The following is a 22,691-nucleotide window of genomic DNA, read 5'->3' as shown; positions in this document are numbered from 1 at the left end:
CAGTCAGCCTTTCTGGTTTTCCGTAAGGACCCGGCGCGCAAGCCCAAGTCCAGCCAGTGTCAGGCTTTCGCCCGCCGTTGCGCGCGCGTCAAGGCCCGCCAGTTTCAGCGCCGCCAGATAGTGCGCCGAAAGCGCCGGGGCGCCGATCAGCGTGACGTCTCCTGAGACGTCCTGCCGCACTGCCGCGATCTCCGCACCGATGATGAGGCCGGACAGACGCGAGCGGGCCGAAGCTGCGCCAAGGCCATGCAGCAGTCCCTCTGCCCGCAGCGGGAAGAGGGCGGCTGCCAGCATGTCCGGCCGGGCAAGGCTGGCTGTCACACCACCTGCAAAGGCCTCCGCATCCCAGCCATCATCCGCCATGCCATGGCGCAGAACGGAGGATTTGGACAGGAGCGCGAAGAGTTCGCCCGTCATGAAGGTGCTGAAGGACGTGACCGTGCCGCGCTCGATCCGCACCCATTTGCTGTGGGTGCCGGGCAGGCAGAGTGTCCCGGAGAAACCGGGGTTGTCCGCGAGGAAACCAGCGATCTGGGTTTCCTCGCCGCGCATCACATCGGCAGGCATGGTCTGGCTGAGGCCTGGAATGATCCAGACCGACAGGCGCGGGTCAGCAACGGGGGCCTCGACCATGGCGCTGGCCTGCAGCGGCGGGCAGGGGACCGTTGCATAGGGCGCTTCCACCCAGCCCTGACGGCTGCCCACCATGCCGCAGGCAATGACCAGCGTCTTGCGCCCCACTGGCAGCCAATCGGCGATCAGTTCCAGCAGCGCCCCCTCGAACTCGTCTCTTGCAAGGCTTGCCATGCCCTTGGGCGAGGAGGCCTGCGCCAGAACGCGGGCTCCCTCCATGGCGAAGACGCGCAGATGCGTTGTGCCCCAGTCAGCGGCGATCCACTCGGGGGAAACCTCTTCGCTCATCCCGTCACCACCACGCCGCCGTCAATCACAAGCGCTTGTCCGGTCATCATCTTCGAGGCGGAGGAGGCCAGGAACAGGCAGCCGCCGGTGATGTCTTCCGGCGCCAGCGTGTCCTTCAGGCACTGGCGCTCCACATGGGCGGCAAGGCCTTCCGGCGTCACCCAGAGGTCCTTCTGCTTCTGCGTCAGCACCCAGCCGGGAGCCAGCGCATTGACGCGGATGCGGTCGGGGCCGAAGTCGCGGGCTAGGCTGCGGGTCAGGCCGTTGATGGCGGAGTTTGCGGAGGTGTAGGCCGGGAAGCCACCGTTGCCCATCATGTAGCTGATGGAGCTGAAGTTGATGATCGAACCGCCGCCCGCCTTCTGCATGCCTGGGATGATCGCTTGAGCTGCAAAGAAATAGGCCTTCAGGTTGATGGCCATGGCCCAGTCCCAGTACTCCGGCGTCACGTCCAGCGTGTTGTGGCGCTGGTCGTTGGCGGCGTTGTTGACGAGAACCGTGATCGTGCCATGGGCTTCCGCTGCCTTGGCAATCGCGCCCTTCAGGGCGCCGATATCGGTAATGTCACAGGGCAGGAACAGCGGGCGGCTGCCTGTCTTCGTTTCCATCTCATCGCAAAAAACCGAGGCATCGGAGCGCTGCACGAAGGCCACCTTGCAGCCCTGCCGCAGGAAGGCTTCCGTCAGGCTGGCGCCAATGCCGGAGCCGCCGCCGGTGATGAAGACGGATGCGCCCTTGAGATCGGGAAAGACCGGCTGTGCGTTCATGATGTAGCCCCTTCAGGTTTCTGCGGGCGGACTTCGCTGCTGCGTTTACCGCCTCTGATATTTCAGTCCATGCCTTTATGCGAAAGGAAAGACCGGCCGGACAAGCTGTCCAGCCTCACAGACGTGTTCCTTCCACCGTGAAAAGCGTGCCCGGCCAGGCAACGGGCAGCATGATGCCCTGCTGCATCAGCGCCGCGCCGGACAGCGTCACCGGCCCGCTCTTCAGGGCGCAGGCCCCGCGCGACTGGGGCGGCACATCTTCCGGGTTGAGCAGCACCAGCCGGTAACGCGCCGCCGGATCCAGCCCGGACAGTTTCAGCGGGCGGGGCAGGGCCTGTGCGGGCGCTGCCGCCTGACCGGAGGACAGCACGAAGCGGCTGCCGTCCCGCGCCAGCTGCAGTTCGGCGGTGACGGACGGTTCCGCCGCATCAAGGCGCAGGATGTCCGCGCGCATCAGCCAGTCCCGGTTGGCCTTCCACCAGCCGGTAACAGTTGTCAGAACGGCCGTCTCTTCCGGATCGAGTTCGCGCAGGTCCATCTCGAAGCCCATGTGCCGCTGGGCGGCCACGCGGGCGCGCAGGCTCATGGACAGAACCCGGCCCGAGGTGTGGCAGTGGCGCGGGCCCACATGACTGCCGGTGACTGAGGCTGGCAGGAACAGCGCCGCATCATGCTGGATGCGCAGGCGCTCAAGTGCGTCGTTGCTGTCCGAAAGCCAGACCCGCTGGGTGTGGGTGAGGATGCCGGCATCAATCCGCCCGCCGCCGGAGGCGCAGCTTTCGATCTCGACCGCCGGATGAGCCGCGCGCAGCCGTGCCAGCAGCGCCAGCGTGCCGCGCGCCTGCGCCGCGTCCACCACGGGAAGCAGGCGGTTGTGATCCCACTTGATGTAGTCGATGGCGTAGGTGGAGAGCAGTGCAGAGATCGCCCCGAACAGATGATCACGCACCGGCTCCAGCGCCATGTTCAGCACCAGCTGGTTGCGTCCGCGGGTCTGGTTTGCGGGGCCAAGGATCCAGTCCGGATGGGCGCGGTAAAGGTCGCTGTCCTCGCTCACCATCTCCGGCTCGAACCACAGGCCGAAACGCATTCCCAGCTTGTGAACGGCCTCGATCAGCGGCGTCAGACCGTCTGGCCATTTGCGCCTGTCGACGACCCAGTCGCCAAGGCTCGTGGTGTCATCATCCCGCCGGCCGAACCAGCCGTCATCCAGCACGAAACGCTCCGCCCCGATTGCGGCGGCCTTGGCGGCGATGTCGGTGAGCGCGGAAAGTTCGTGGTCAAAGTAGATGGCTTCCCAGCAGTTGTAATGCACGGGCCGGGGGCGGGCCGGATCGGGCCATGTCACCACCCGGCCGTGGATGTCGCGCTGGAAGGCCGTGGCAATGCCGTTGAGGCCGGACGTGGAAACGGCAGCGATCAGGTCCGCCGTTTCAAAGCAGGTTCCAGCCTCGCGCTCGCTGCCGCTGGCATGGCCGAACTGCACTTGCCTGCGCCCGTCGTAAAGCTCTTCGGCCACAAACCGGTGCCCGCCGGGCCAGGCGTAATGCAGGGCGCGGACTTCGCCTGAGGTGTTGCGGCAGCCCGGTTCCGTGAACAGCGCATAGGGCGGGTGTTCTTGACCCGAACGGCCGGTGCGGGCTTCGCGCTGGCGGATGCCTGTGGTCCAGGGTGTGGACTGCAGGCGGAATTCGCCGATCCACTTGCCGGCCGGATCAAGGATCTGGTCTGCACTCTGCGGCACCGGCAGCACGGGCGCGGCGAGCCAGTCGATGCGCACGGGCGCAAGGGACTCCAGCCGGGTGCGCAGCACGAAAACGCCGGTCTCTGCCGCCTCGATCACATGGGTGAGGGTGAGGCCTGTTGCAGTGGAGATCAGTTCCAGCCGTCCGGCGCTCTGGCGGGCCTCACGGAAGGCAAAGCGGGGATGCAGCAGCTCACCATCGGCAGAGCGCAGCACGAGGCCCGGCTGGCCCTGCCAGTCATTGCCCTGCACCGGACAGAGGCTGAGCGGGGGCAGGGCATCCAGCATGCCGCCGGTGAGGTCTGACCGGCTGGCGGTTACAAGAGCTTCAAGGTCTTCATCCTGCGGCAGAGCCGGGCCCCAGTAGATGGCCTCCGGCACACCGCCGGAGGAGGTGAGGACAAGGCTTTGCCCTGCGCAATCAAGGCGCCAGTGCTGTGCGGTGTTCCCGGTCATTTCACGGCTCCCAGCGTCAGGCCGGCGATGAAGTGCTTCTGCATGAGGAAGAACGTGAGCACAGGCGGCAGGGCGGCGATGATCGACCCGGCGGAAACGAGGTGCCAGGCGGCGATCCACTGGCCGTTGAGCGAGTTGAGCCCGGCGGTGACCGGCTGGGTGTCGGCGCCGGTGGTCAGCACCATGGCCCAGAAATAGTCGTTCCAGATGAAGGTGAAGATCAGCACCGACAGGGCGGCAATGGCCGGGCGCATCAGGGGCATGACCACGTACCAGAAGATTTTCACTTCGCTCACGCCCTCCACCCGCGCCGCCTCGATCAGCTCATAGGGCAGGGCCTTGATGAAGTTGCGCATGAACAGGGTGCAGAAGCCGGTCTGGAAGGCGATGTGGAACAGGGCAAGGCCGGTGATCGTGTCGTAAAGCCCCATCTGCAGCGTCAGGTCGCGCACCGGCACCATGAGGATCTGGAAGGGGACGAAGTTGCCCGCCACGAACAGAAAGAAGACCAGCAGGTTGGAGCGGAACTTGTAGATGGCGAGCGCAAAGCCCGTCATGCAGGACAGCGCCACAGCGCCGATGACGGTCGGGATCGTCACCTTGAAGCTGTTGAGGATGTAGGCGGCGATGGGCGAGTTCTGGAAGATGGTGACATAGTTGTCGAAAGCGATGGCCGAGGGCATGCCGAAATAGTTGCCGGACGCCAGATCGGAAGAGGGGCGCAGCGAGGTGAGCGCCACGCCCAGAAGCGGCAGCAGCCACAGGACGAGCGCCACAGGCAAGGCCGCCTTGTAAAGCGCCCGGGCCGGGGCCGGGAGTTGCTGGATGGGACGGGGAAACATGCTCAGTGTTCCTTCTCGTCGCGCCACATCTTCCAGATGAAGCCGGAAATGAAGATCATCATGATGGCGAAGAGGACAACGGCAATGGCCGCGCCATAGCCCATGCGGAAGCCGTATTCGGACAGGGCCTGCTCATACATGTAGAAGGAGAGCACCCGCGAGGAGCCGAAGGGGCCGCCGGATGTCATGATCGACACAAGGTCGAAGGAGCGCAGCGCGCCGATGACGGTGACGATGACGGCGATGAAGGTGGCCGGGCGCAACTGCGGCAGGATGACGTACCAGAGCATCTTCCAGCCCTTGGCCCCGTCCAGCCGCGCCGCTTCGATCTGGTCGGGCGCCACGTTGTTGAGGCCGGTGAGATAGAGGATCATCACATAGGCGATCTGCGGCCACAGGCCCGCAGCGATGATGCCATAGGTGACGAGGTTCTCTTCCGCCAGAATGGCAACGCCCTGACCGGTCACCGCCTCGATCAGCTTGTAGAACAGGCCGAAATTGGGGGCATAGAACCAGGAGAACATCAGGCCGACAACCACCTGGCTGATGACGAAGGGAAAGAAGAACAGGGACTTGTAGACCCGGATGCCCCAGACCGTCTGGTTCAGGAAAATCGCGATCATCAGGCCTGCCGGAATGGCCAGCATGTAGAGCGCAAGCCAGATGACGTTGTTCTTCAGAGAGACATAGAAGGCCTCATCATCCAGCAGCTCGGCGTAGTTGCCGGCGCCAATCCACCGGGCCGTGCCGATGCCGTCCCAGTCATAGAAGGAAATGCTGACCGACTGGAAGACCGGCGCAATCACGTAGAAAACGAACATCAGGGCGCCGGGCGCAAGGAAAAGCCACGGGGCAAGCATGCGCTGGCGCGCTTTCCAGAAGGCGGTCATCTCGGCCTCGGATCTTTCGGGAACATGTCCTCCGGATCAGCTCCGGAGGACGTTTCTGGGAGGGCCGCCAGCAAGGGGCGGCGGTGCAGGGCTCAGTAGACGCGCTGGCGCACCTTCTCGAGGCGGTCGAGGATCCGCTCCAGCCGGTCGGGCTTGACCATGTATTCCTGGAAGCCTTCCATGGCAGCCTTGGCCATCTCGGCCGGGGCGTCCCGGTCGAAGAACTGGGCAACGGCCGAAGCGGTCGACACCGTTTCAAAGCCCTGGCTCAGGAACGGATCTGCCGCATCCACCGTGGCCTCGTTGTTGACCGGCAGCTGGCCGAGGCGCTTGTTGAGGGCGGTCTGCACGTCGGCACGGGTGACGAAGGCGAGGAACGTCTTGGCGTCCTCCGCATTCTTGGCGCCTGCCGGAATGTGGATCGTGTCCGTCGGGGCTTCTTCAGCGCGCGGCAGGCCCGGGGTGATTTCGGGGAAGACCATGAAGCCGAGATTGTCATTGGTCATGCCGCCATCCTTGAAGGCGGCGACGGCAAAGTTGCCCATGACATAGTTGGCGGCCTTGCCCTGAACCAGAAGGGAAACGGCATCCTGCCAGTCGATGGCCGTGTGATTGGCGGTGACATAGCCCGGTTCCACCAGCTTCGCCCATTCGGCAAAGACGGCCTTCACCCGGTCATCCGTCCAGGCAATCTTGCCGGAGGTCAGGTCCATGTGGAATTCATAGCCGTTGGTGCGCAGGCTCAGATAGTCGAAGATGCCTGCAACCGGCCACAGGGCCTTGGAACCGGTGGTGACGCAGTCGATGCCTGCCGCCTTGAACTTGGCGCAGTTGGCGATGAACTCGTCCCAGGTCTTCGGCTCGGAAACGCCCGCCTGCTTGTAGACATCCTTGTTGTAGTAGATGCCCCACTGATAATAGGTATAGGGCACGCCCCACTGCTTTCCGTCGATGGTCATCGAAGCCTTGGACGCCGAGAGCTTCTGGCCGAGGCCGTTCTCTTCCCAGACATCGCTGACATCCATGAACTGCCCGGCCTTGACGAAGGGCGCCATGCGGTTGCCGGCGTACCAGCTGGCCAGATCCGGCGCATCTGCAGTCATGAAATTGCGGATGGCTGTCTTGTAGCCCTCATGGTCGAAGATGTTGACCTTCACCTTCACGTCCGGGTTTTCCGCCTCGAACATGGTGACCAGTTCTTCCAGCGCAGCCTTCGGTGCCGGGTCCGACATGTCGGTGTTGAAAACGAGGGTCCTCTGTGCGGCCAGCGCCGAACCGGACATCATCAGCGCAGCGGCAAAGGCCGCCAGCTTGAGCGGTGTAACAGTCATCTTGTCTCCTCCCGGACTGCGTTCTTTGGCAAGGAGGTTCCAAATAATGAAACCAAGTCTTGCATATTGAAAACTATGATGCGAAGCTTTAGGACTGTCAAGCAGCAGGCGCACCCCGGTGTGCCGGGCGAGGGTTTGCAAGACGATGAGCGCGAAACAGGCAAAGGCGGATGGGCCCGGCATCAGCGGGGCGGAGGCGGAGCAGGGCGGTGACGGCACCGTCGGCAAGGCGCTGGCCGTGCTGGATCTTGTGGCGCAGGCGGGCCGCCCGGTACGCTTCACGGACATTCTGGCCATCAGCCCCTATCCGAAGGCCACGCTTTACCGCCTGCTGCAGACCCTGACCCATCAGGGCATGCTCGCCTATGATGCGGACAGCCAGAACTATGCCCTCGGCGTCCGGCTGGTGCGCCTTGCCCATGCGGCCTGGTCGCAGAGTTCTCTGGCGCCTCTGGCACGCCCCTGGCTTGACAGGCTGTCGGCAGAGCTGGGCGAAACCCTGCATCTGGCGCAACTGGATCAGGGGCAGGTGCTTTATGTGGACAAGCGCAACGCCGCCCGGCCAGTGGAAATGTTCAGCCAGGCCGGCAAGGTCGGGCCTGCCTATTGCACCGGTGTCGGCAAGGCCATGCTTGCCTTCCTGCCGGAGGCGGCAAAGCAGCAGGCCGTTGCGCGCCAGTCCTTCTACCGTTTCACGCCGAAGACGCTCGGCTCGCGCGAGGAGCTTCTCGCCGAGCTTGAGGAAATCCGCAAGAGCGGCCACGCCTTCGACCGGGAGGAGCACGAGCCGGGCATCATCTGCCTCGCCGTGCCGGTTCTGTCGTCGGGTGGCAGCGTGCTGGGTGCGCTTTCGGTCACATCCACAACAACCCGGAACAGCCTCGACGGGCTGGAGCAACTGGCTCCCCAGCTCAAGGCCTGCGCACACGCCATTGCCGCGGACGTGGAGGCCTGGCGGTTTCCGGAACGCAAGCAGATCTGAGGGAGGAAATCCATGTCTGGCGTCTCGTTCGAGAACGTGGTCAAGAAATTCGGCGAAGTCGGGGTCATCCACGGGGTGGACCTGACCATCGAGCATGGCGAATTCTGTGTTTTCGTCGGCCCCTCGGGCTGCGGCAAGTCCACGCTGCTGCGCATGGTGGCGGGGCTGGAAAGCACCAGTTCCGGTGCAATCCGGATCGGTTCGCGTGACGTGACCGCCCTTGACCCGGCCGAACGCGGTGTGGCGATGGTGTTCCAGACCTATGCGCTCTATCCGCACATGACGGTGGCGGAAAACATGGGCTTCGGCCTGAAGATGACCGGCCATCCCAAGGCGGAAATCGAATCCAAGGTGGCGGCGGCCGCGAAGATCCTGAAGCTGGAGCCGCTGCTGGCGCGCAAGCCCAAGGCACTCTCCGGCGGCCAGCGCCAGCGCGTCGCCATCGGCCGCGCCATCGTGCGCGGGCCGGAAGTCTTCCTCTTCGATGAGCCGTTGTCGAACCTTGATGCCGAGCTGCGCGTCGAGATGCGCGTCGAAATCGCCCGCCTCCACCGGGAAATCGGCGCGACGATGATCTACGTCACCCATGATCAGGTCGAGGCGATGACGCTGGCCGACAAGATCGTGGTGCTGCGCGCCGGGAAGATCGAACAGGTTGGCAAGCCGCTTGATCTCTACAACGATCCGGACAATCGCTTCGTCGCGGGCTTCATCGGTTCACCGGCCATGAATTTCCTCGACGCCAGCGTCAGCGGCGAGGGGCTCAAGGTTCCGGGGCTTGGCGATGCCATCTTTGCCCGTCCGGCGGTGGCGGTTGCCGATGGCCCGGTCACTTTCGGCCTGCGCCCGCAGCATCTGCGCATCGAGCGCTCCGGCTCCACGCACAAGGTGGACATGGTCGAGGCGCTGGGCGGCGTTTCCTACGTGCATCTGATGGCCGCCAACGGCAGCAAGCTGATTGTCGAGCAGCGCGAGGACATGGGCCTTCGTGCAGGCGATCAGGCCGGTATCAGCTTCGATCCGGCGCAGGCGATGTATTTCACGGCAGATGAGTCGGGCAGACGGATCAGGTGAGGGGAAGAGAATGTTTTTCATGAAAGACCTCCTTCCTCTCAGCTCCGTCATGCCATGACTTGATCATGGCATCCATGCCGTTACCTCTCGCTTTTCACCTGCTGGAGATTGAAGGCGGGTCCTTGGAGTGAGTATTCAGAGACCGTCTTTATGGATAGATCAGGGAATGGATGCCATGATCAAGTCATGGCATGACGAAAAATTATAAGCTTGTGAGTGGATATTCTTCTGAAGAGGCGGCAAGACCAATGCCACCTCTCCTTCGTCATCCTCGGCCTTGTGCCGAGGATCTGTACAAATGAGTGGCTTGCAGATGGCCGGGACAAGCCCGGTCATGACGAAAGAGAAGAGTTCCTGCTTTGTCATCAACCTCGGAGCAGCAAGTCCTGTTTTTTACAAGATCTCGACCCATCCCGCTACGTCATGCCATGACTTGATCATGGCATCCATGCCGTTACCTCTCGATTTTCACCTGCTGGAGATTGAAGTCGGGTCCTTGGAGTGAGTATTCAGAGACCGTCTTTATGGATAGATCAGGGAATGGATGCCATGATCAAGTCATGGCATGACGAAACATTATAAGCTTGTGAGTGGATATTCTTCTGAAGAGGCGGCAAGACCAATGCCGCCTCTCCTTCGTCATCCTCGGCCTTGTGCCGAGGATCTGTACAAATGAGTGGCTTGCAGATGGCCGGGACAAGCCCGGTCATGACGAAAGAGAAGAGTTCCTGCTTTGTCATCAACCTCGGGGCAGCAAGTCCTGTTTTTTACAAGATCTCGACCCATCCCGCTCCGTCATGCCATGACTTGATCATGGCATCCATGCCGTTACCTCTCGCTTTTCACATGCTGGAGATTGAGGGTGGGTCCTGGGAGTGCTTATTCAGAGACCGTCTTTATGGATAGGTCAGGGAGTGGATGCCATGATCAAGTCATGGCATGACGAAACATTATAAGCTTGTGAGTGGATGTCCTTCCGGGAAGCCGGCAAGACCAATGCCGCCTCTCCCAAAAACAAGGGCCGCAATCGCTTGCGGCCCTTTTGTGATTCTTTCTGTCAGCTCGCGGCCCGCCGGGCTTCGGCGCTGGCTGAGGCCAGCCGTTCGGCATAGGCCATCATCAGCGCGCCGGTGCCCTTGTGGTCGTCGGGGCGCAGGGGCTCGCTGAGGTAATAGGCGGGGGAGCCGTCGCGCAGGCGGCCGCCGAAACCGCCGAGACCGGCCATCTCGCAGACATTCTGCAGACGGATGATGCCGTCCTCGCCCGCATAAAGCTGGGTGGTTTCGAGGCTGGCGAGTGCCTTGAGGCCGGGGGCGGCCAGATGGTCTCCCAGCCCCAGCCTTGCGGCCTTCATCAGCGCATAGGCGAACATGGCGCTGGCCGAGGATTCTTCGTAGTTTCCGGAAAGCTCCGGCTGGTCGATCACCTGCAGCCACAGCCCGCTTTGCGGCCGGGCAAGGGCGGCGATGCGGGTGAGCAGGGCGGACGCCTGCTCTGGAAGCCCGGATGAGGCGGCTTTTTCCGGCCCGATGAGGCCGGTCACATCCACCAGGGCCATCGTCAGCCAGCCAAGGGCGCGGGCCCAGTGGGCGCGGGAGAGGCCGGTTGCCGGATCGGCCCAGTCCTGCGCCCGTGCTTCATCGATGGCATGGGCGTAGAGGCCCGTTGCTGCCACATGGGTCAGGTCCAGCGCACGGTTCAGCTGGGCGAGGGCGTCCTCCACCAGGTCCGGCCTGTTGCGGGAGAGGCCGTATTCGATCTGGAACGGCAGACCCATGTAGAGGCCGTCGAGCCAGACCTGCTGCGGATAGCGCTTCTTGTGCCAATAATTGCCGCCGTCCGTGCGCGGGTGACGGGTCAACTGCCCGGCCAGATGCTCGATGGCCATGCCCCATCGCGGGTCGGGGGCTGCCTTTTCGAGGAAGAACAGCACCCGCCCGGCCAGAATGTGGTCGATGTTGAACTCATCCTGCGTGTAGCCTGCCAGCGCGCCATCCTCGCCGACCTGCGGTCCGATCAGCCGCAGCAGCTCATCCCGCCAGATCTCCTGCGGCTGCTGGTCATGCAGCAGCGCCAGCCCGCGGTAGACACAGCCGTCCTCGTAGCACCAGCTGCCGTCCTTGGCGTAGGTGTAGCGGGCGAGATATTCCTTGAAATAGCGCGGGGTCATCGGGCCGTCCTGACTGCGAGGGAAAGCATCCGGGCACAGCATCCGTGCCCGTCTTTCCGGTTGGAAGTGTCATGCAGGCCATCCGGCGCTGCGAAATCTGTGGCCAGCCTTCGCGGGGCTGGCGGGAAGGGGCAGCTAGGCCGCCGGGCTGGCGCGGGCAGGGCGCTGGCGCAGGTCCTCAACATGCGCGCCTTCAAACACCAGATCCTCATGGCGCATGGGGGACACGTGATCGGCCATCACCGGCACGTCCGCTTTCGCCGAAGGATCATAGGAGGCCTCGACGCCGGAGATCCGGATCGGCCCCATCGGCGCTTCCGGAAGGCCGAGGAAGACGCCAAGCGCCAGACGCAGGTTCGTGACCTTGATGTTCTCGATGGTGATCGCGCCAATGGACGGCGTTTCGCCGGTGACGGGGTAAGGCGCGCGGGACTGCACGAAGTCCGAATGCCCGTCCGCATCGCAGAAATAGAAGGCATTGGCGGCGAAAGCTGTGTCCACGCCGTCCATGTCGCAATCGGAGAAGCGGACATTGCCGACCGCCCCGCCGCGCCCGCGCCGGGTCTTGATTCTGAGGCCCCTGTCCGTCTGGCGGAAGCTGCAATGCTCCACGGTCACATCAAGCACGCCGCCCCCCATTTCAGAGCCAATGACAAGACCGCCGTGGCCTCGTTCCATCAGGCAGTTGCGGACGGAAACTCTACGGGTCGGGGCCAGATGATCTCTGGCGCCTGTCTCTGGCACCGGCTTGCCGGCCTTGATGGCGATGCAGTCGTCGCCGACCGAAAAGTGCACGCCCTCAATCCGCACGTCCTCACAGCTTTCCGGGTTGAGACCATCTGTGTTGGGGGAGTCGGACGGGTTCCAGATCCTGAGGTCTGACGCGGTCACGCCATTGCAGAACAGCGGGTGCACGGTCCAGGAGGGGGAGTTGCGCACCGTGATTCCTGCCAGCGTCACATGGGTGCAGCGGCTGAGGAAAAGCGTGCGCGGGCGCCGCGCGCCGTTGCGGGTTTCCTTCGGCCAGCTCCACCAGTCGCCTTCCGCACCGCCGCCATCAAGAAAGCCTTCGCCGCAGATGGTCAGCCATGTGCAGGAGGTTGCTGTAATAAGGCTGGCATAGGCCGCTTCCGGCACGCCCTCCCAGCTGGACAGGGGCAGGCCGTCTTCATCGCGGGCAGGCAGAATAGGCCAGTGGCTGCGGTCATGGATCGCGGCAAGGCCTGCATCTGCATCGATCTCAAGGGTCATGCCGGACTTCAGCATGAGCGGCGAGGTGCGGTAGGTGCCGCCGGAAATGCGCAGCGTGCCGCCGGAGGGCGTTGCTGCAATCGCCCGGGCAAGGGCAGCGCCGTTGTCCGTAAGGGCCGGGTCGGCGCCATGGTCGCGGGCGTCAACCAGACCGAAGCACTTCGGCATGGGGATGGCCAGAGGCTCTACGCCTTCAATGGCAAGAACATAGTCTGCGCCGGGTGTAAGGCCGAAAATCGAAAACACCGCCCGGCCGGTAACCCCTTGCCGTGTTTCGCCGCTGCCCTGGTCCGTCAGAACCCAGGCAGCAGGCTCCGGCAGGTGATAGCGCGCCCCCGGCACGTGATAGCGCAGCGTGATGTGCCGCGGGGAAATCGCGCTGAGGCAGAGGGAGCCGGTTGCGGGTTCGGTGGACATGGCGGGCGTATTCCTGCGTTGTGGCGGCCGGGAGACCTGATGCCTCCCGGCAGTTTTTGTGATGGAGCGCGGCTTTACCGGCGGCCGGGTTCTGATGCAGACCTCTCCGCTCCCCTCCCCACGAGGGGGAGGGGGGCGGTGAGGCCTTGCTGCAAACAGCCTTCACGCTGCTGTTCCGCAGTCGCGATCCCCCTCAGGACCGGAACTTCTTCAAGGCTCCGTTGATGCCGTCGATGATCTCTTCGGCAGCGGTCTGTGCATCGATCTGGCCGTAGGCGAATTCTTCCAGGGCGTCGATGAAGATGCTGCGGACTTCCGGGTGCTCGTTGAAGGGGGAGACCGTCGGACCGGCGCCTGCGGTGACGATTGCGTTGGCGACGATCAGTTCCATCTCGGTCGAACCGGCATCAGCCAGAGCCTTGGCCGCCGTCTTGCTGGCGGGCAGGCCGCGCGAGCTGCCAAGGGCCTTGATACCTTCCGGCTCGTTCAGCAGGCAGTTGACGATCTGGGCCGCAGCCTGCGGGTTCTTCGAGTTCTTCGAGATCGAGAACACCATGGAGGGTTTGCGGTAGACGCCTTCGGTCCTGGCATCCGGGCTGGCCAGCAGCTTGACGGCCTCCAGCTTCTGGCCCTCCTGCAGCGGATCGGCAAATTTGGAATAGGTGGAATCCCATTCATAGGAGCCTGCGATCCGGCCGTCGGCCCACTTCGGGCTTTCAAACAGATTGATGTTGCCTTCCGCCGCCGCATCCTTCTGCGACATCACCACGCCGCCTTCGACCATCTTGCCGTAGAAATCGATGGCTGCGGCCAGCTCTTCCGGCGTCCAGGCGACGGTCGTTGTCTCCGGGTCGATCAGGTCCTTGCCGGTCGCCTGAGTGGCACGCAGCGAGACGAGCAGAACGGCGGTCTCCTTGATGGCGTTCATCGGATAGGCGTCCGGGCCGATCTTCTCCTTCAGCACCTTGGCGGCGGCGAAAAGATCATCCCAGGTGGCGGGCAGGGGCAGCCCGGCCTTCTGAAACGAGGTGGTGTTGAAGAAGAACACGCGGCCCGTGGTGGAAACGGGCAGACCATTCAGCTTGCCGTTCATGCTGCCCGACGCCAGCTGGTCCTCCGTCCAGTTGCTGAGGTCGATATATTCGCTGAAGTCGTTCAGGTCGGCAAAACCGTCGCCCTTGATCGAGAACAGCGGCAGCCAGGGCCAGTTCACCTGCATGATGTCGGCTTCCGTGCGGCCGGCGATCTGCGTCATCAGCTTCTCGAGGTGCCCGTCAAAGCCGGTAAACTCCGGCGCGATGGTGTGGCCGTGCTTTTCGCCGCAGACTTTCAGCGCTTCCTGCGTTGCCTTGTGGCGGCTGTCGCCACCCCACCAGGACATGCGCAGGTCCGCCGCCAGCAGGGGCGTTGCAAAGGTCGAGGCGAGCGCAAGGCTCACAAGGGCAGTTGCTGTCTTTCTCATGGTTTTCTCCTCCCGTTTTCCGCCGGAGCAGGGCGTCTGAACCCCGCTCCGGAAAGGCTTGATCACTTGCTGCGGCCTCAGCCGAGCGGGGCCAGCGAGATGTTCTCGCCGCTTTGCGCATCGAAAATATGCAGGTTGCTCTCGATGGGCCGCACCGCCACCGCATCGCCGCGCTTCAGGCTCTGCGGTACCTCCGCCGCAGGAAGCACGGCCACCAGCGTGGTGCCGCCAAGGTCCACATGCAGGTTCATTTCATGGCCAAGGAACTCGATGGTCTGCACTGTGCCCGTTACGGCATTCTCCGTTCCGGCGGGCAGCAGGCCGAGATGCTGCGGGCGCATGCCGAGGGTGACGGACCCGGCCTTGGCCGTCAGGCGGCGGGCAAGCTCCGGCCCGAAACCGAGCGTCTGGCCAGCCAGCGTCAGCGTCACCCCGTCGCCGCTGCCGTCCAGCGTGGCGGGCACGAGGTTCATTTCCGGCATGCCGATGAAACCGGCGACGAAGGCATTGGCGGGCCGGTTGTAGAGCGTGTGCGGATCGGCCACCTGCATGATGTGGCCGTCCTTCATCACGCAGATCCGGTCGCCCATGGTCATGGCTTCGGTCTGGTCGTGGGTGACATAGACCACCGTCGAGGACAGGCCGTTTGCCTTCAGTTGCTTGTGCAGGTCGGTGATGCGCACCCGCATGGAAGCGCGAAGTTTCGCGTCAAGGTTCGACAGCGGCTCGTCAAACAGGAAGACTTCCGGCTTCTTGATCAGCGCCCGGCCCACGGCCACACGCTGGGCCTGACCACCGGACAGCTGCTTGGGCAGCCGGTCGAGCAGCTGGCCGATTTCCAGAATGCCGGACACCTCGTCCGTGGCCGCATCGATTTCCGCCGTCTTCTTCTTCTGCAGGCGCAGGCCGAAGGAGAGGTTCTTCTTCACCTTCATATGCGGGTAGAGCGCGTAGTTCTGGAACACCATGGCGATGCCGCGCTTGCCGGGTGGCAGGTCGTTGACGGTCTGGCCGCCGATGCGAATGGCGCCGCCCGTCACCGTCTCAAGGCCTGCGATCATGCGCAGGGTGGTGGACTTGGCACAGCCCGACGGGCCGACCAGCACCATGAACTCGCCGTCCTCCACGTCCAGGTTGATGCCATGGACCGCCTTGAAGCCGCTGCCATAGACCTTTTCCAGGTTCTGGATCTGCAAACGTGCCATTAGCCTTTCACCCCACCGCTGGAGATGCCTTCAATGAAATGTTTCTGTGCGAGGAAGAACACGACGAGCGCGGGCGTGATCGCCAGGACCGACATGGCCAGAATGCGGTTCCAGTCGAATGCTTCCGAGGTGTCGATGGACAGTTTCAGCGCCAGGCTGATCGGGTACTTGTCGATGGAGGACAGGTAGATCAGCGGTCCGAGGAAGTCGTTCATCGTCCACATGAACTGGAACAGGCAGACCGAGATGAGCGCCGGGGCCAGCATGGGCACGACGATATAGACGAGCACCTGCAGGGAGTTGGCGCCATCGACGCGGGCCGCCTCTTCCATGTCGCGCGGGATGGCCCGCAGGAACTGGATCAGCATGAAGACGAAGAAGGCGTCTCCTGCAAAGGCCGAGGGCACCCACAGCGGCAGATAGCTGTCGAGCCAGCCGAAATCGCGGAACAGCAGGTACTGCGGGATGCGGGTTACCACATTCGGCAGCAGCAGCGTGGCGATCAGCGTGACGAACAGGATCTTCTTGCCCGGAAAGTCGAAACGGGCAAAGCCGTAGGCCACTGCCGTGCAGGACACCGCCGTGGCGATGACCTTCGGGATGATGATCCAGGCCGTGTTCAGGAGGAAATGGCCGAAGGTGTAGGGCGTCGAGGTCTGCCAGCCCTTGATGTAGCCATCAAGGGTCGGGTTCTGCGGCCAGAAACCGGCGCTGGAGAAAATCTCGGAATTCGGCTTGAACGAGGCCCCGATGAGCCAGATCAGCGGGTAAAGCATCAGCACGCCGACCAGCGTCAGCAGTGTGTAGCGGATGATCGCAGAGACCCGCTGGCGGCGTTGCTGGCGGGCGGCAAAGGCGGCCGCGCCTGCATCGGGGGCGACGAAGGACGGGGACATCTCAGCTCCTCTTGTCGCCGGCGTAATAGACCCACTTCTTCGAGGACCAGAAGGCCACGAGGGTCAGCGCCATGATGATGATGAACAGGACCCAGGCGACAGCGGAGGCATAGCCCATGTCGAACTTCTTGAAGGCCAGCTCGTAGATGTAGAGCGGCAGGAAGTAGGTGGCCTTGAGGGGGCCGCCCTGGGTGATGATGTAAGGGCCGTTGAACTCCTGAAAGGCCTGGACCATCTGCATGACCAGATTGAAGAAGATCACCGGCGTGATGAGCGGCAGGGTGATGTGCCGGAAGGTGGACCAGGGGCCCGAGCCGTCGATGGAAGCTGCCTCATAGAGCGACTTGTCGATGGACTGGAGCGCTGCGAGGAAGATCACCATGGCCGAGCCGAACTGCCACATGCGCAAGAGCGTGATGGTGAAGAGCGCATTCGTCGGGTCGCCGAACCAGTTGACCGGACCAAGCCCCACGACGGCCAGCGCCATGTTGACGAGGCCTTCGGTGGAGAAGAGGTAGCGCCACAGCACCGCGATGGCGATGGAACCACCCAGGATCGACGGCACATAGTAAGCCGTGCGGAACAGGTTGATGGCTTTCAGCTTGTAATTGAGGATGACCGCGATGAAGAGCGCAAAGGCCAGCTTCAGCGGCACCGTCAGCCCCACGTAGAGCAGGGTGACATTCAGCGAGCGGGTGAAGGTACGGTCACGGGTGAACAGCTTTTCGAAATTGTCCATCCCGACCCAGTTGGGGCTGCTGACGAGATTGTAATCCGTGAAAGCGAGATAGAGCGACGCGCCGAAGGGCACGACCGTGAACAGCAGCAGGCCGAAGACATAGGGCGTGACATAGGCCAGGCCGAGGAAGCGGTTTTCTCCACCCATGTCAGATGGCCTCCGCTCTGGTTGTGGCCCGGATTGCAAGACCTGACGCTGCATCTGCTGCCGCAAGAGCGGTCAGATTCACGCCGGAACAGGCCGTTCTGATAGGGTTTTCTGATGTTTTCAAATGCCGATCCGGCGAAGGGGCAAGGCTGCGCAAGGGCGCAGAGCTCCCGCCCGCAAAGCCGCCTCCTCCCATGGTGCGTCTCGCAAGGGTTGCGATAGTCATTTTGTGACAGAGACGATATTCTAACCGGCAAGCTGGCCGAAATTGACGGACTGAAATAAAAAGATGGACAAAAGCGTAGGTGATGTACTCGCCGGTCTGTCGCCCGCCGCGCTGACGCTGGCTCTGGCCCGTTCGGCCATCAAGATGCAGCATTCGCGCGCCTGGCGCGTCGACAAGTCCAACGCGGTGCATGATCTGGTGATCTGCCTGACCGGGTCTGCGCGCTACGAGCTTGACGGGGTGGAACAGTCGCTGGCTCCGGGCATGGCCATGCTGATCCCGGCCGGCAGCCGCTTTGTAGGTGAATCCCTTTCGGACGAGCTTTACACCGGTGTTGCCCAGCATTTCACGCTGACGCTGTTCGGCTCGGTGGATCTTATCGGCCAGATGAATCTCCGGCCCGTTGCCGCCTTCCGCCAGTGGGAGGTGATCAGCGCCATGGTGGCGCATTACCGCGACATGGCGCCGCTTTCGATGACGACTCTGGCGCAGCATCACCTCTTCATGGTGATCCTGCTCGCCTATATCGAGAGCGCGTTTCTCGGCTGGAAGGAAGGGGCGGGCGGGGCGCTGGACAGTCCCGATCAGCTTTCGGTGCAGATCATGCTGGTGGCGGCCCGCATCGCCGCCGATCCCTTGAGCGCGGCAGCGCTCGAAAAGGCGCTCGGCTCCGTGCCCTTCAACGGCGATTATTTCCGCCGCGCCTTCCGCGCCCGCATCGGCCTGACACCGCAGAAATTCCAGGAGCGCAAACGCATGGAAATGGCCATGAACCTTTTGTCTTCGGGCCGCAAGGTGAAGGAAGTGGCCGCCATGGTCGGCATCGCCGATCCCTACTACTTCTCCCGTCTGTTCAAGAAGCACCTCGGCGCCAGCCCCTCCTGCTACCGCCTCGACAGCCGCGACGGGCCGGACGAGGTCTATGTGGATGATCCGGAGATTCTGGTGATTGATTGAATTGGTAGGGACCGGGTTGAGCGGGATGTGAGAAACTACGCGGATCGCCTGGGTGTTTGGAGCTCTGCTTTGCGGCATTTCATCTGCCCTGTTTCCTCTCCATCGTCATCCCGGACGGAGCGAAGCGGAGATCCGGGACCGGAGGGCCAAGGCCTCTCGCCTGCTTTAATCCTTTGAAAAATTACGCTTTGGCTCACCGGTCCCGGCTCGCGCTACGCTTGGCCGGGATGACGATGGAAAGGGAATACCGGATGGAGAGGTCTCTGGCTGCTCTCCGGCTGGCACTGATGGTCCATCGACTGCCGGGTTCGCCGATTATCGGAAAACACCTCCCTACCTTGCTTTTGGTCTTATTTTGGTATTATCTCAACCACTTCAAATCTGGAGACGGCAGCATGTATCTTCTGGGCGTGGATGGGGGCGGAACCGGGTGCCGGGTGCGGCTGGCGGCGGCGGATGGCACGGTGCTGGGGGAAGCCTCCGGCGGGCCGGCGAATATCGTCAGCAATCCGGAACAGGCCCGCGCCAACATTCTGGCGGCTGCTGATGCGCTGCTGGCGCCTGTGCTGGGCCGGAGCGTGATGGATGCAGAGGCGCCGCTGCCGGTCTGTGCCGTGCTGGGTGTTGCCGGGGGCGGGGTGCCTGCGGCGGCGGATGCCCTGCGGGAGCGGTTGCCCTTCACCACCGTCCGCGTCGTCAATGATGGCATTGCCGCGATAAGGGGCGCGCTCAGGGGCGGCGACGGCATTCTGGCGGCCATCGGCACCGGCTCCATCTTCGCCGTGCAGCGGCAGGGCGTCATCCGGCAGGTGGGCGGCTGGGGCTTTTACGTGATGGGTGACGAGGGCGGCGGCTCCTGGCTCGGCCGCCATGCGGTGCTGCGGGCGCTGAAAGCCATCGATGGTTTTCATCTCATCACGCCGTTCCTGCGGGACATTCTGGAACATGGCGGCGGGGCGCAGGCGATTGTCCGCAACGCGCCCTCAACGCGCCCGGACGAATTTGCGGCGCTGGTGCCGCTCATTCTGGCGGCAGCGCGGGCGGGGGACCCGGCGGCTGAGGCAGTGCTGGCGGCCGGTGTGGCGGAGGTTCGCGCCGCGATTGCCCTGTTGCAGCAGGGCGGCGAGGTGCCTGTGGTGTTCCTTGGTGGACTGGGGCCCACCTATGCAACGGCCCTGGCCGGTGAATGGCCGCAGGCCGAACCTCTGGGCTCGGCACTCGACGGGGCCATGTGGATGGCGTCGGAGGATCTGGCAGCGCATGGATGACGTCTTCTCAGCCGTTGCCGGAGCCGGACCGCTTTATGCCGTGCTGCAGGGGCGGATCGAGGCGGCAATCCGCGAGGGCAGGCTGAAGCCCGGTGACAGCCTGCCGGCGGAGCGGGAAATTGCCGCGCGCACCGGCCTCAGCCGCGTGACCGTGCGCCGCGCCATTGCCGATCTGGTGCGTCAGGGGCTCCTGGTGCAGCGGCGCGGTTCGGGCACCTATGTGGCCCGTCCGGTGGAGCGGTTCGAGCTGGGCCTGTCGCAGCTCACCTCCTTTTCCGCCGACATGGCCCGGCGCGGGCGCGATTCCAGCTCGCAGATCCTCTCCGCCGCAACCGGCCCGGCAGCGCCCGAAGAGATGATGGCGCTGGGGCTGGGCGCGGCGGAACAGGTGGCGCGGATCGAGCGCGTGCGCTGGTCCGGCGGCATGCCGATGGCGCTGGAGCGATCGGTTCTGTCTGCCGAAGTTCTGCCAGACCCGTCAGCCATGGGCGGCTCGCTCTATGCTTACTTGCGCGCCCGCGATCTTCTGCCCGTCCGTGCCGTGCAGCGCATGTCGGCGGTGAACCTGACGGCGGCGGAGGCTGACCTGTTGCAGATGGCGCCCGGCGCGGCAGGACTGAAGATCGAGCGCGTGGCTTATTTGCCCGGCGGCAAGGCGGTGGAATTCACCCGCTCCCTGTTCCGGGGCGATTCCTATGATTTTGCCGTTGAACTGAAGGCGGGAGACGCATGATAACCAGCATGACCCACATGGCCCGCGAGGTCGCCGAAATTCCCGTAGCCGCCGAGCGTTTCCTGCGTGAAGCCCGTGACAGCATTGCAGCGGCTGCGGCGGCGCTGCGGGAGCGGGATCCGGCTTTTCTTGTCACCGTGGCGCGCGGCTCGTCCGATCACGCCGCTTCCTACCTGAAATATGCGGTGGAACTGCAGGCCGGGCTGGCGGTGGCCTCGGTCGGGCCATCCATCGCGTCCATCTATGGCCGCATCTTGCGTCTGAAGGGCGCGGCTGCCATCGGCATTTCCCAGTCTGGCCGCAGCCCGGATATCGTCGAGATGCTGCGCCGGGCGGGCGAGGGCGGGGCGCTGACCATCGCCATCACCAACGATGCCGCCTCGCCCATGGCGGAGACGGTGGATCATTCCCTTGCGATCTGCGCCGGGCCGGAGAAGAGCGTCGCTGCCACCAAGACCTATGTCACTTCCGTTCTGGCCGGTCTCACGCTGCTCGCCGAATGGCAGGAAGACGCCGCGCTGCGCGAGGCAGTCGCCCGCCTGCCGGAGCAGCTTGCCGCCGCGCTGCAGCTGGACTGGACGTCCCTGTCTGACCGTCTGGTGCGGGCGCAGTCGCTCTATGTGCTGGGCCGCGGGCCTCTCCTGGCCATTGCCAATGAAATGGCGCTCAAGTTCAAGGAAACCTCTGGCCTTCACGCCGAAGCCTACAGCTCGGCCGAAGTGCTGCACGGCCCGGCGGCGATTGCCAGCGGCCGCTTCCCGGTGCTGGCGCTTGGTGTGGATGATGCGGCGCTGCCCCACGCGCGGGCAACGGCGGAGCGGCTGGCGGGGCAGGGGGCGGATGTGTTCGCAACCGGCTTTGATGCGCCCGGCTGCAACCGCCTGCCGGTTCTGGACGGCGTGCATCCCCTGACGGCGCCGCTGCTGCAGATCGCTGCCTTCTACCGCTTTGTGGAAGGCTTTGCCCTCCGGCGCGGCTTCAATCCGGATGTGCCGCCCCATCTCAACAAGGTCACGGAAACGCACTGATGCGGACAGTTCTTCACGGCGCCCGGATTTTTGACGGCACCCGCCTGCGGGAGGGGATGAGCCTTGTCCTTTCCGGTGAAACAATCGAGGCGATGGCGCCGGAGGCGGAGGCGCGGGCGCTGGATGGCTCCCATGTGGAGCTCTCCGGCGGCATCCTGTCCCCAGGCTTCCTCGACCTGCAGGTCAATGGCGGCGGCGGGCTGATGCTGGACGGCTCTGTGGATGAGGGCAAGCTGACCCGCATTCTCGATGCCCACCGCCATCTGGGCACTGCGGGTCTTCTGCCGACACTGATCACGGACACGCGGGAATCCACACGGGCGGCGATCGAAACCGGCATTCGTGCGGCGCAGAAACAGCTCCCCGGCTTTCTTGGCTTGCATCTGGAAGGGCCGCATCTTGATGTGCGGCGCAAGGGCGCTCATGACGCTGCGCTGATCCGCCCGATGGAGGAGGCAGATCTTGAGCACCTTTGCTATGCCGCCCGTCATCTGCCGGTATTGAAGATCACCATTGCGCCGGAGGCCGTGCGTATGGACCAGATCGTGCGGTTGAAGGAAGCCGGTGTGATCGTCAGCATCGGCCACAGCGATTGTTCTTATGAAACAGCGCTCTCGGCCTTCGACCATGGCGTCACCTGCGCCACGCATCTCTTCAATGCCATGAGCCAGCTCGGCAACCGCGCGCCGGGGCTGGTGGGGGCCGTGCTGGACCGGCCAGTGGCGGCGGGGATCATTGCCGATGGCATCCACGTCAGCGCGCCAGCCCTGCGCATCGCCCTTGCGGCGAAACAGGACGAGGGGCTGTTTCTTGTGACCGACGCCATGGCCGTGGCCGGGACAGAGCTTGACAGCTTCACCCTTGGCGGGCGGAAGATCCTGCGCCGTGAAGGTCGGCTGACGCTGGAGGACGGCACGCTGGCGGGGGCTGATGTCAGCCTGCCGCAGGCGCTGCGCTATCTGAAGGCACATACGGACGTGCCGCCGGAGGCGCTGCTCGCCATGGTCACGAGCCGCCCTGCAAAGGTGGCGGGGCTTGGCGCCAGCCACGGTGCGCTGGCAGCGGGACGCCGCGCCGATGTGCTGCATCTGACGGATGATCTCAGCCTTGCCACCGTCTGGCATGGCGGCGCTCTCCTCCAAAGGGAGTAGGGTAAGGCGCCGTCATTCCCTTGACGTAAACGGA

General features: G+C 63.9%; 20 protein-coding genes. 8 read left to right on the top strand and 12 right to left on the bottom strand.

What is annotated here, in order from left to right:
• Positions 1 to 3: 3 nt before the first annotated feature.
• From IF10I1_RS17270 to IF10I1_RS17245, 6 genes are all read right to left on the bottom strand, one after another.
• Positions 4 to 921, bottom strand: a complete 918-nt coding sequence (locus tag IF10I1_RS17270; protein WP_186393682.1) for a 2-dehydro-3-deoxygalactonokinase — start codon at positions 919 to 921, stop codon at positions 4 to 6.
• Entirely contained in the window at positions 918 to 1,688 is a 771-nt protein-coding gene (locus IF10I1_RS17265; protein WP_186393681.1) for an SDR family NAD(P)-dependent oxidoreductase, read from the bottom strand. The genes IF10I1_RS17270 and IF10I1_RS17265 overlap by 4 nt, the downstream gene beginning before the upstream one ends.
• A 115-nt stretch (positions 1,689 to 1,803) precedes the next feature.
• Complete coding sequence (locus IF10I1_RS17260) at positions 1,804 to 3,888, bottom strand: alpha-galactosidase (protein WP_186393680.1); 2,085 nt, start codon at positions 3,886 to 3,888, stop codon at positions 1,804 to 1,806.
• Complete coding sequence (locus IF10I1_RS17255) at positions 3,885 to 4,730, bottom strand: carbohydrate ABC transporter permease (RefSeq protein WP_186393679.1); 846 nt, start codon at positions 4,728 to 4,730, stop codon at positions 3,885 to 3,887. The genes IF10I1_RS17260 and IF10I1_RS17255 overlap by 4 nt, the downstream gene beginning before the upstream one ends.
• A 2-nt stretch (positions 4,731 to 4,732) precedes the next feature.
• Positions 4,733 to 5,620, bottom strand: coding sequence for a carbohydrate ABC transporter permease (locus IF10I1_RS17250; RefSeq protein WP_186393678.1), 888 nt, complete (start codon positions 5,618 to 5,620; stop codon positions 4,733 to 4,735).
• A gap of 92 nt (positions 5,621 to 5,712) precedes the next feature.
• Positions 5,713 to 6,951 carry an ABC transporter substrate-binding protein gene (locus tag IF10I1_RS17245; protein ID WP_186393677.1) on the bottom strand — a complete coding sequence of 413 codons (1,239 nt, stop codon included), beginning with the start codon at positions 6,949 to 6,951 and terminating at the stop codon, positions 5,713 to 5,715.
• Between the two features lie 145 nt (positions 6,952 to 7,096).
• Between IF10I1_RS17245 and IF10I1_RS17240 the strand changes: the two genes are divergently transcribed.
• From IF10I1_RS17240 to IF10I1_RS22880, 3 genes are all read left to right on the top strand, one after another.
• Complete coding sequence (locus IF10I1_RS17240) at positions 7,097 to 7,933, top strand: IclR family transcriptional regulator (protein ID WP_186393676.1); 837 nt, start codon at positions 7,097 to 7,099, stop codon at positions 7,931 to 7,933.
• A gap of 12 nt (positions 7,934 to 7,945) precedes the next feature.
• A complete protein-coding gene (locus tag IF10I1_RS17235; protein WP_186393675.1) occupies positions 7,946 to 9,007 on the top strand; it encodes an ABC transporter ATP-binding protein in 1,062 nt (353 codons plus the stop codon).
• Positions 9,008 to 9,305: 298 nt separating this feature from the next.
• Positions 9,306 to 9,512, top strand: a complete 207-nt coding sequence (locus IF10I1_RS22880) for a hypothetical protein (RefSeq protein WP_186393674.1) — start codon at positions 9,306 to 9,308, stop codon at positions 9,510 to 9,512.
• 552 nt (positions 9,513 to 10,064) lie between these two features.
• Here the strand turns inward: IF10I1_RS22880 and IF10I1_RS17230 are convergent.
• From IF10I1_RS17230 to IF10I1_RS17205, 6 genes are all read right to left on the bottom strand, one after another.
• The gene (locus IF10I1_RS17230) at positions 10,065 to 11,177 is read right to left on the bottom strand and encodes a glycoside hydrolase family 105 protein (protein WP_186393673.1); all 1,113 of its coding nucleotides are present in this window, start codon (positions 11,175 to 11,177) and stop codon (positions 10,065 to 10,067) included.
• A 135-nt stretch (positions 11,178 to 11,312) separates the two neighbouring features.
• Positions 11,313 to 12,845, bottom strand: a complete 1,533-nt coding sequence (locus IF10I1_RS17225) for a glycoside hydrolase family 28 protein (protein WP_186393672.1) — start codon at positions 12,843 to 12,845, stop codon at positions 11,313 to 11,315.
• A 193-nt stretch (positions 12,846 to 13,038) separates the two neighbouring features.
• On the bottom strand, positions 13,039 to 14,307 hold the full coding sequence (locus IF10I1_RS17220; protein WP_186393671.1) for an ABC transporter substrate-binding protein: 1,269 nt from the start codon (positions 14,305 to 14,307) through the stop codon (positions 13,039 to 13,041).
• 77 nt (positions 14,308 to 14,384) lie between these two features.
• Positions 14,385 to 15,512: an ABC transporter ATP-binding protein gene (locus IF10I1_RS17215; RefSeq protein ID WP_058900095.1), complete on the bottom strand. Its 1,128-nt coding sequence runs from the start codon at positions 15,510 to 15,512 to the stop codon at positions 14,385 to 14,387.
• On the bottom strand, positions 15,512 to 16,408 hold the full coding sequence (locus IF10I1_RS17210) for a carbohydrate ABC transporter permease (RefSeq protein ID WP_186393670.1): 897 nt from the start codon (positions 16,406 to 16,408) through the stop codon (positions 15,512 to 15,514). Before IF10I1_RS17210 ends, IF10I1_RS17215 begins: the two co-directional genes overlap by 1 nt.
• Before the next feature lies 1 nt (position 16,409).
• Positions 16,410 to 17,294 carry a carbohydrate ABC transporter permease gene (locus tag IF10I1_RS17205; RefSeq protein WP_186393669.1) on the bottom strand — a complete coding sequence of 295 codons (885 nt, stop codon included), beginning with the start codon at positions 17,292 to 17,294 and terminating at the stop codon, positions 16,410 to 16,412.
• A gap of 289 nt (positions 17,295 to 17,583) precedes the next feature.
• On the opposite strand from IF10I1_RS17205, the gene IF10I1_RS17200 reads away from it, so the two are divergent.
• The 5 genes from IF10I1_RS17200 to nagA all read left to right on the top strand — a co-directional run bounded on the left by IF10I1_RS17200 (position 17,584) and on the right by nagA (position 22,657).
• Positions 17,584 to 18,477, top strand: coding sequence for an AraC family transcriptional regulator (locus tag IF10I1_RS17200; protein ID WP_186393668.1), 894 nt, complete (start codon positions 17,584 to 17,586; stop codon positions 18,475 to 18,477).
• Between the two features lie 395 nt (positions 18,478 to 18,872).
• Entirely contained in the window at positions 18,873 to 19,745 is an 873-nt protein-coding gene (locus tag IF10I1_RS17195) for a BadF/BadG/BcrA/BcrD ATPase family protein (protein ID WP_186393667.1), read from the top strand.
• On the top strand, positions 19,738 to 20,478 hold the full coding sequence (locus tag IF10I1_RS17190; RefSeq protein ID WP_186393666.1) for a GntR family transcriptional regulator: 741 nt from the start codon (positions 19,738 to 19,740) through the stop codon (positions 20,476 to 20,478). The genes IF10I1_RS17195 and IF10I1_RS17190 overlap by 8 nt, the downstream gene beginning before the upstream one ends.
• Entirely contained in the window at positions 20,475 to 21,506 is a 1,032-nt protein-coding gene (locus IF10I1_RS17185; protein ID WP_186393665.1) for an SIS domain-containing protein, read from the top strand. The genes IF10I1_RS17190 and IF10I1_RS17185 overlap by 4 nt, the downstream gene beginning before the upstream one ends.
• Positions 21,506 to 22,657, top strand: coding sequence for an N-acetylglucosamine-6-phosphate deacetylase (nagA, locus tag IF10I1_RS17180; RefSeq protein ID WP_186393664.1), 1,152 nt, complete (start codon positions 21,506 to 21,508; stop codon positions 22,655 to 22,657). The genes IF10I1_RS17185 and nagA overlap by 1 nt, the downstream gene beginning before the upstream one ends.
• The last annotated feature ends 34 nt before the right edge of the window (positions 22,658 to 22,691 follow it).

The organism is Pannonibacter sp. I15F10I1 (assembly GCF_900185665.1).
GTDB classification, from domain to species: Bacteria; Pseudomonadota; Alphaproteobacteria; order Rhizobiales; family Stappiaceae; genus Pannonibacter; species Pannonibacter indicus.
This window is presented reverse-complemented; position numbering and strand designations above follow the sequence as displayed.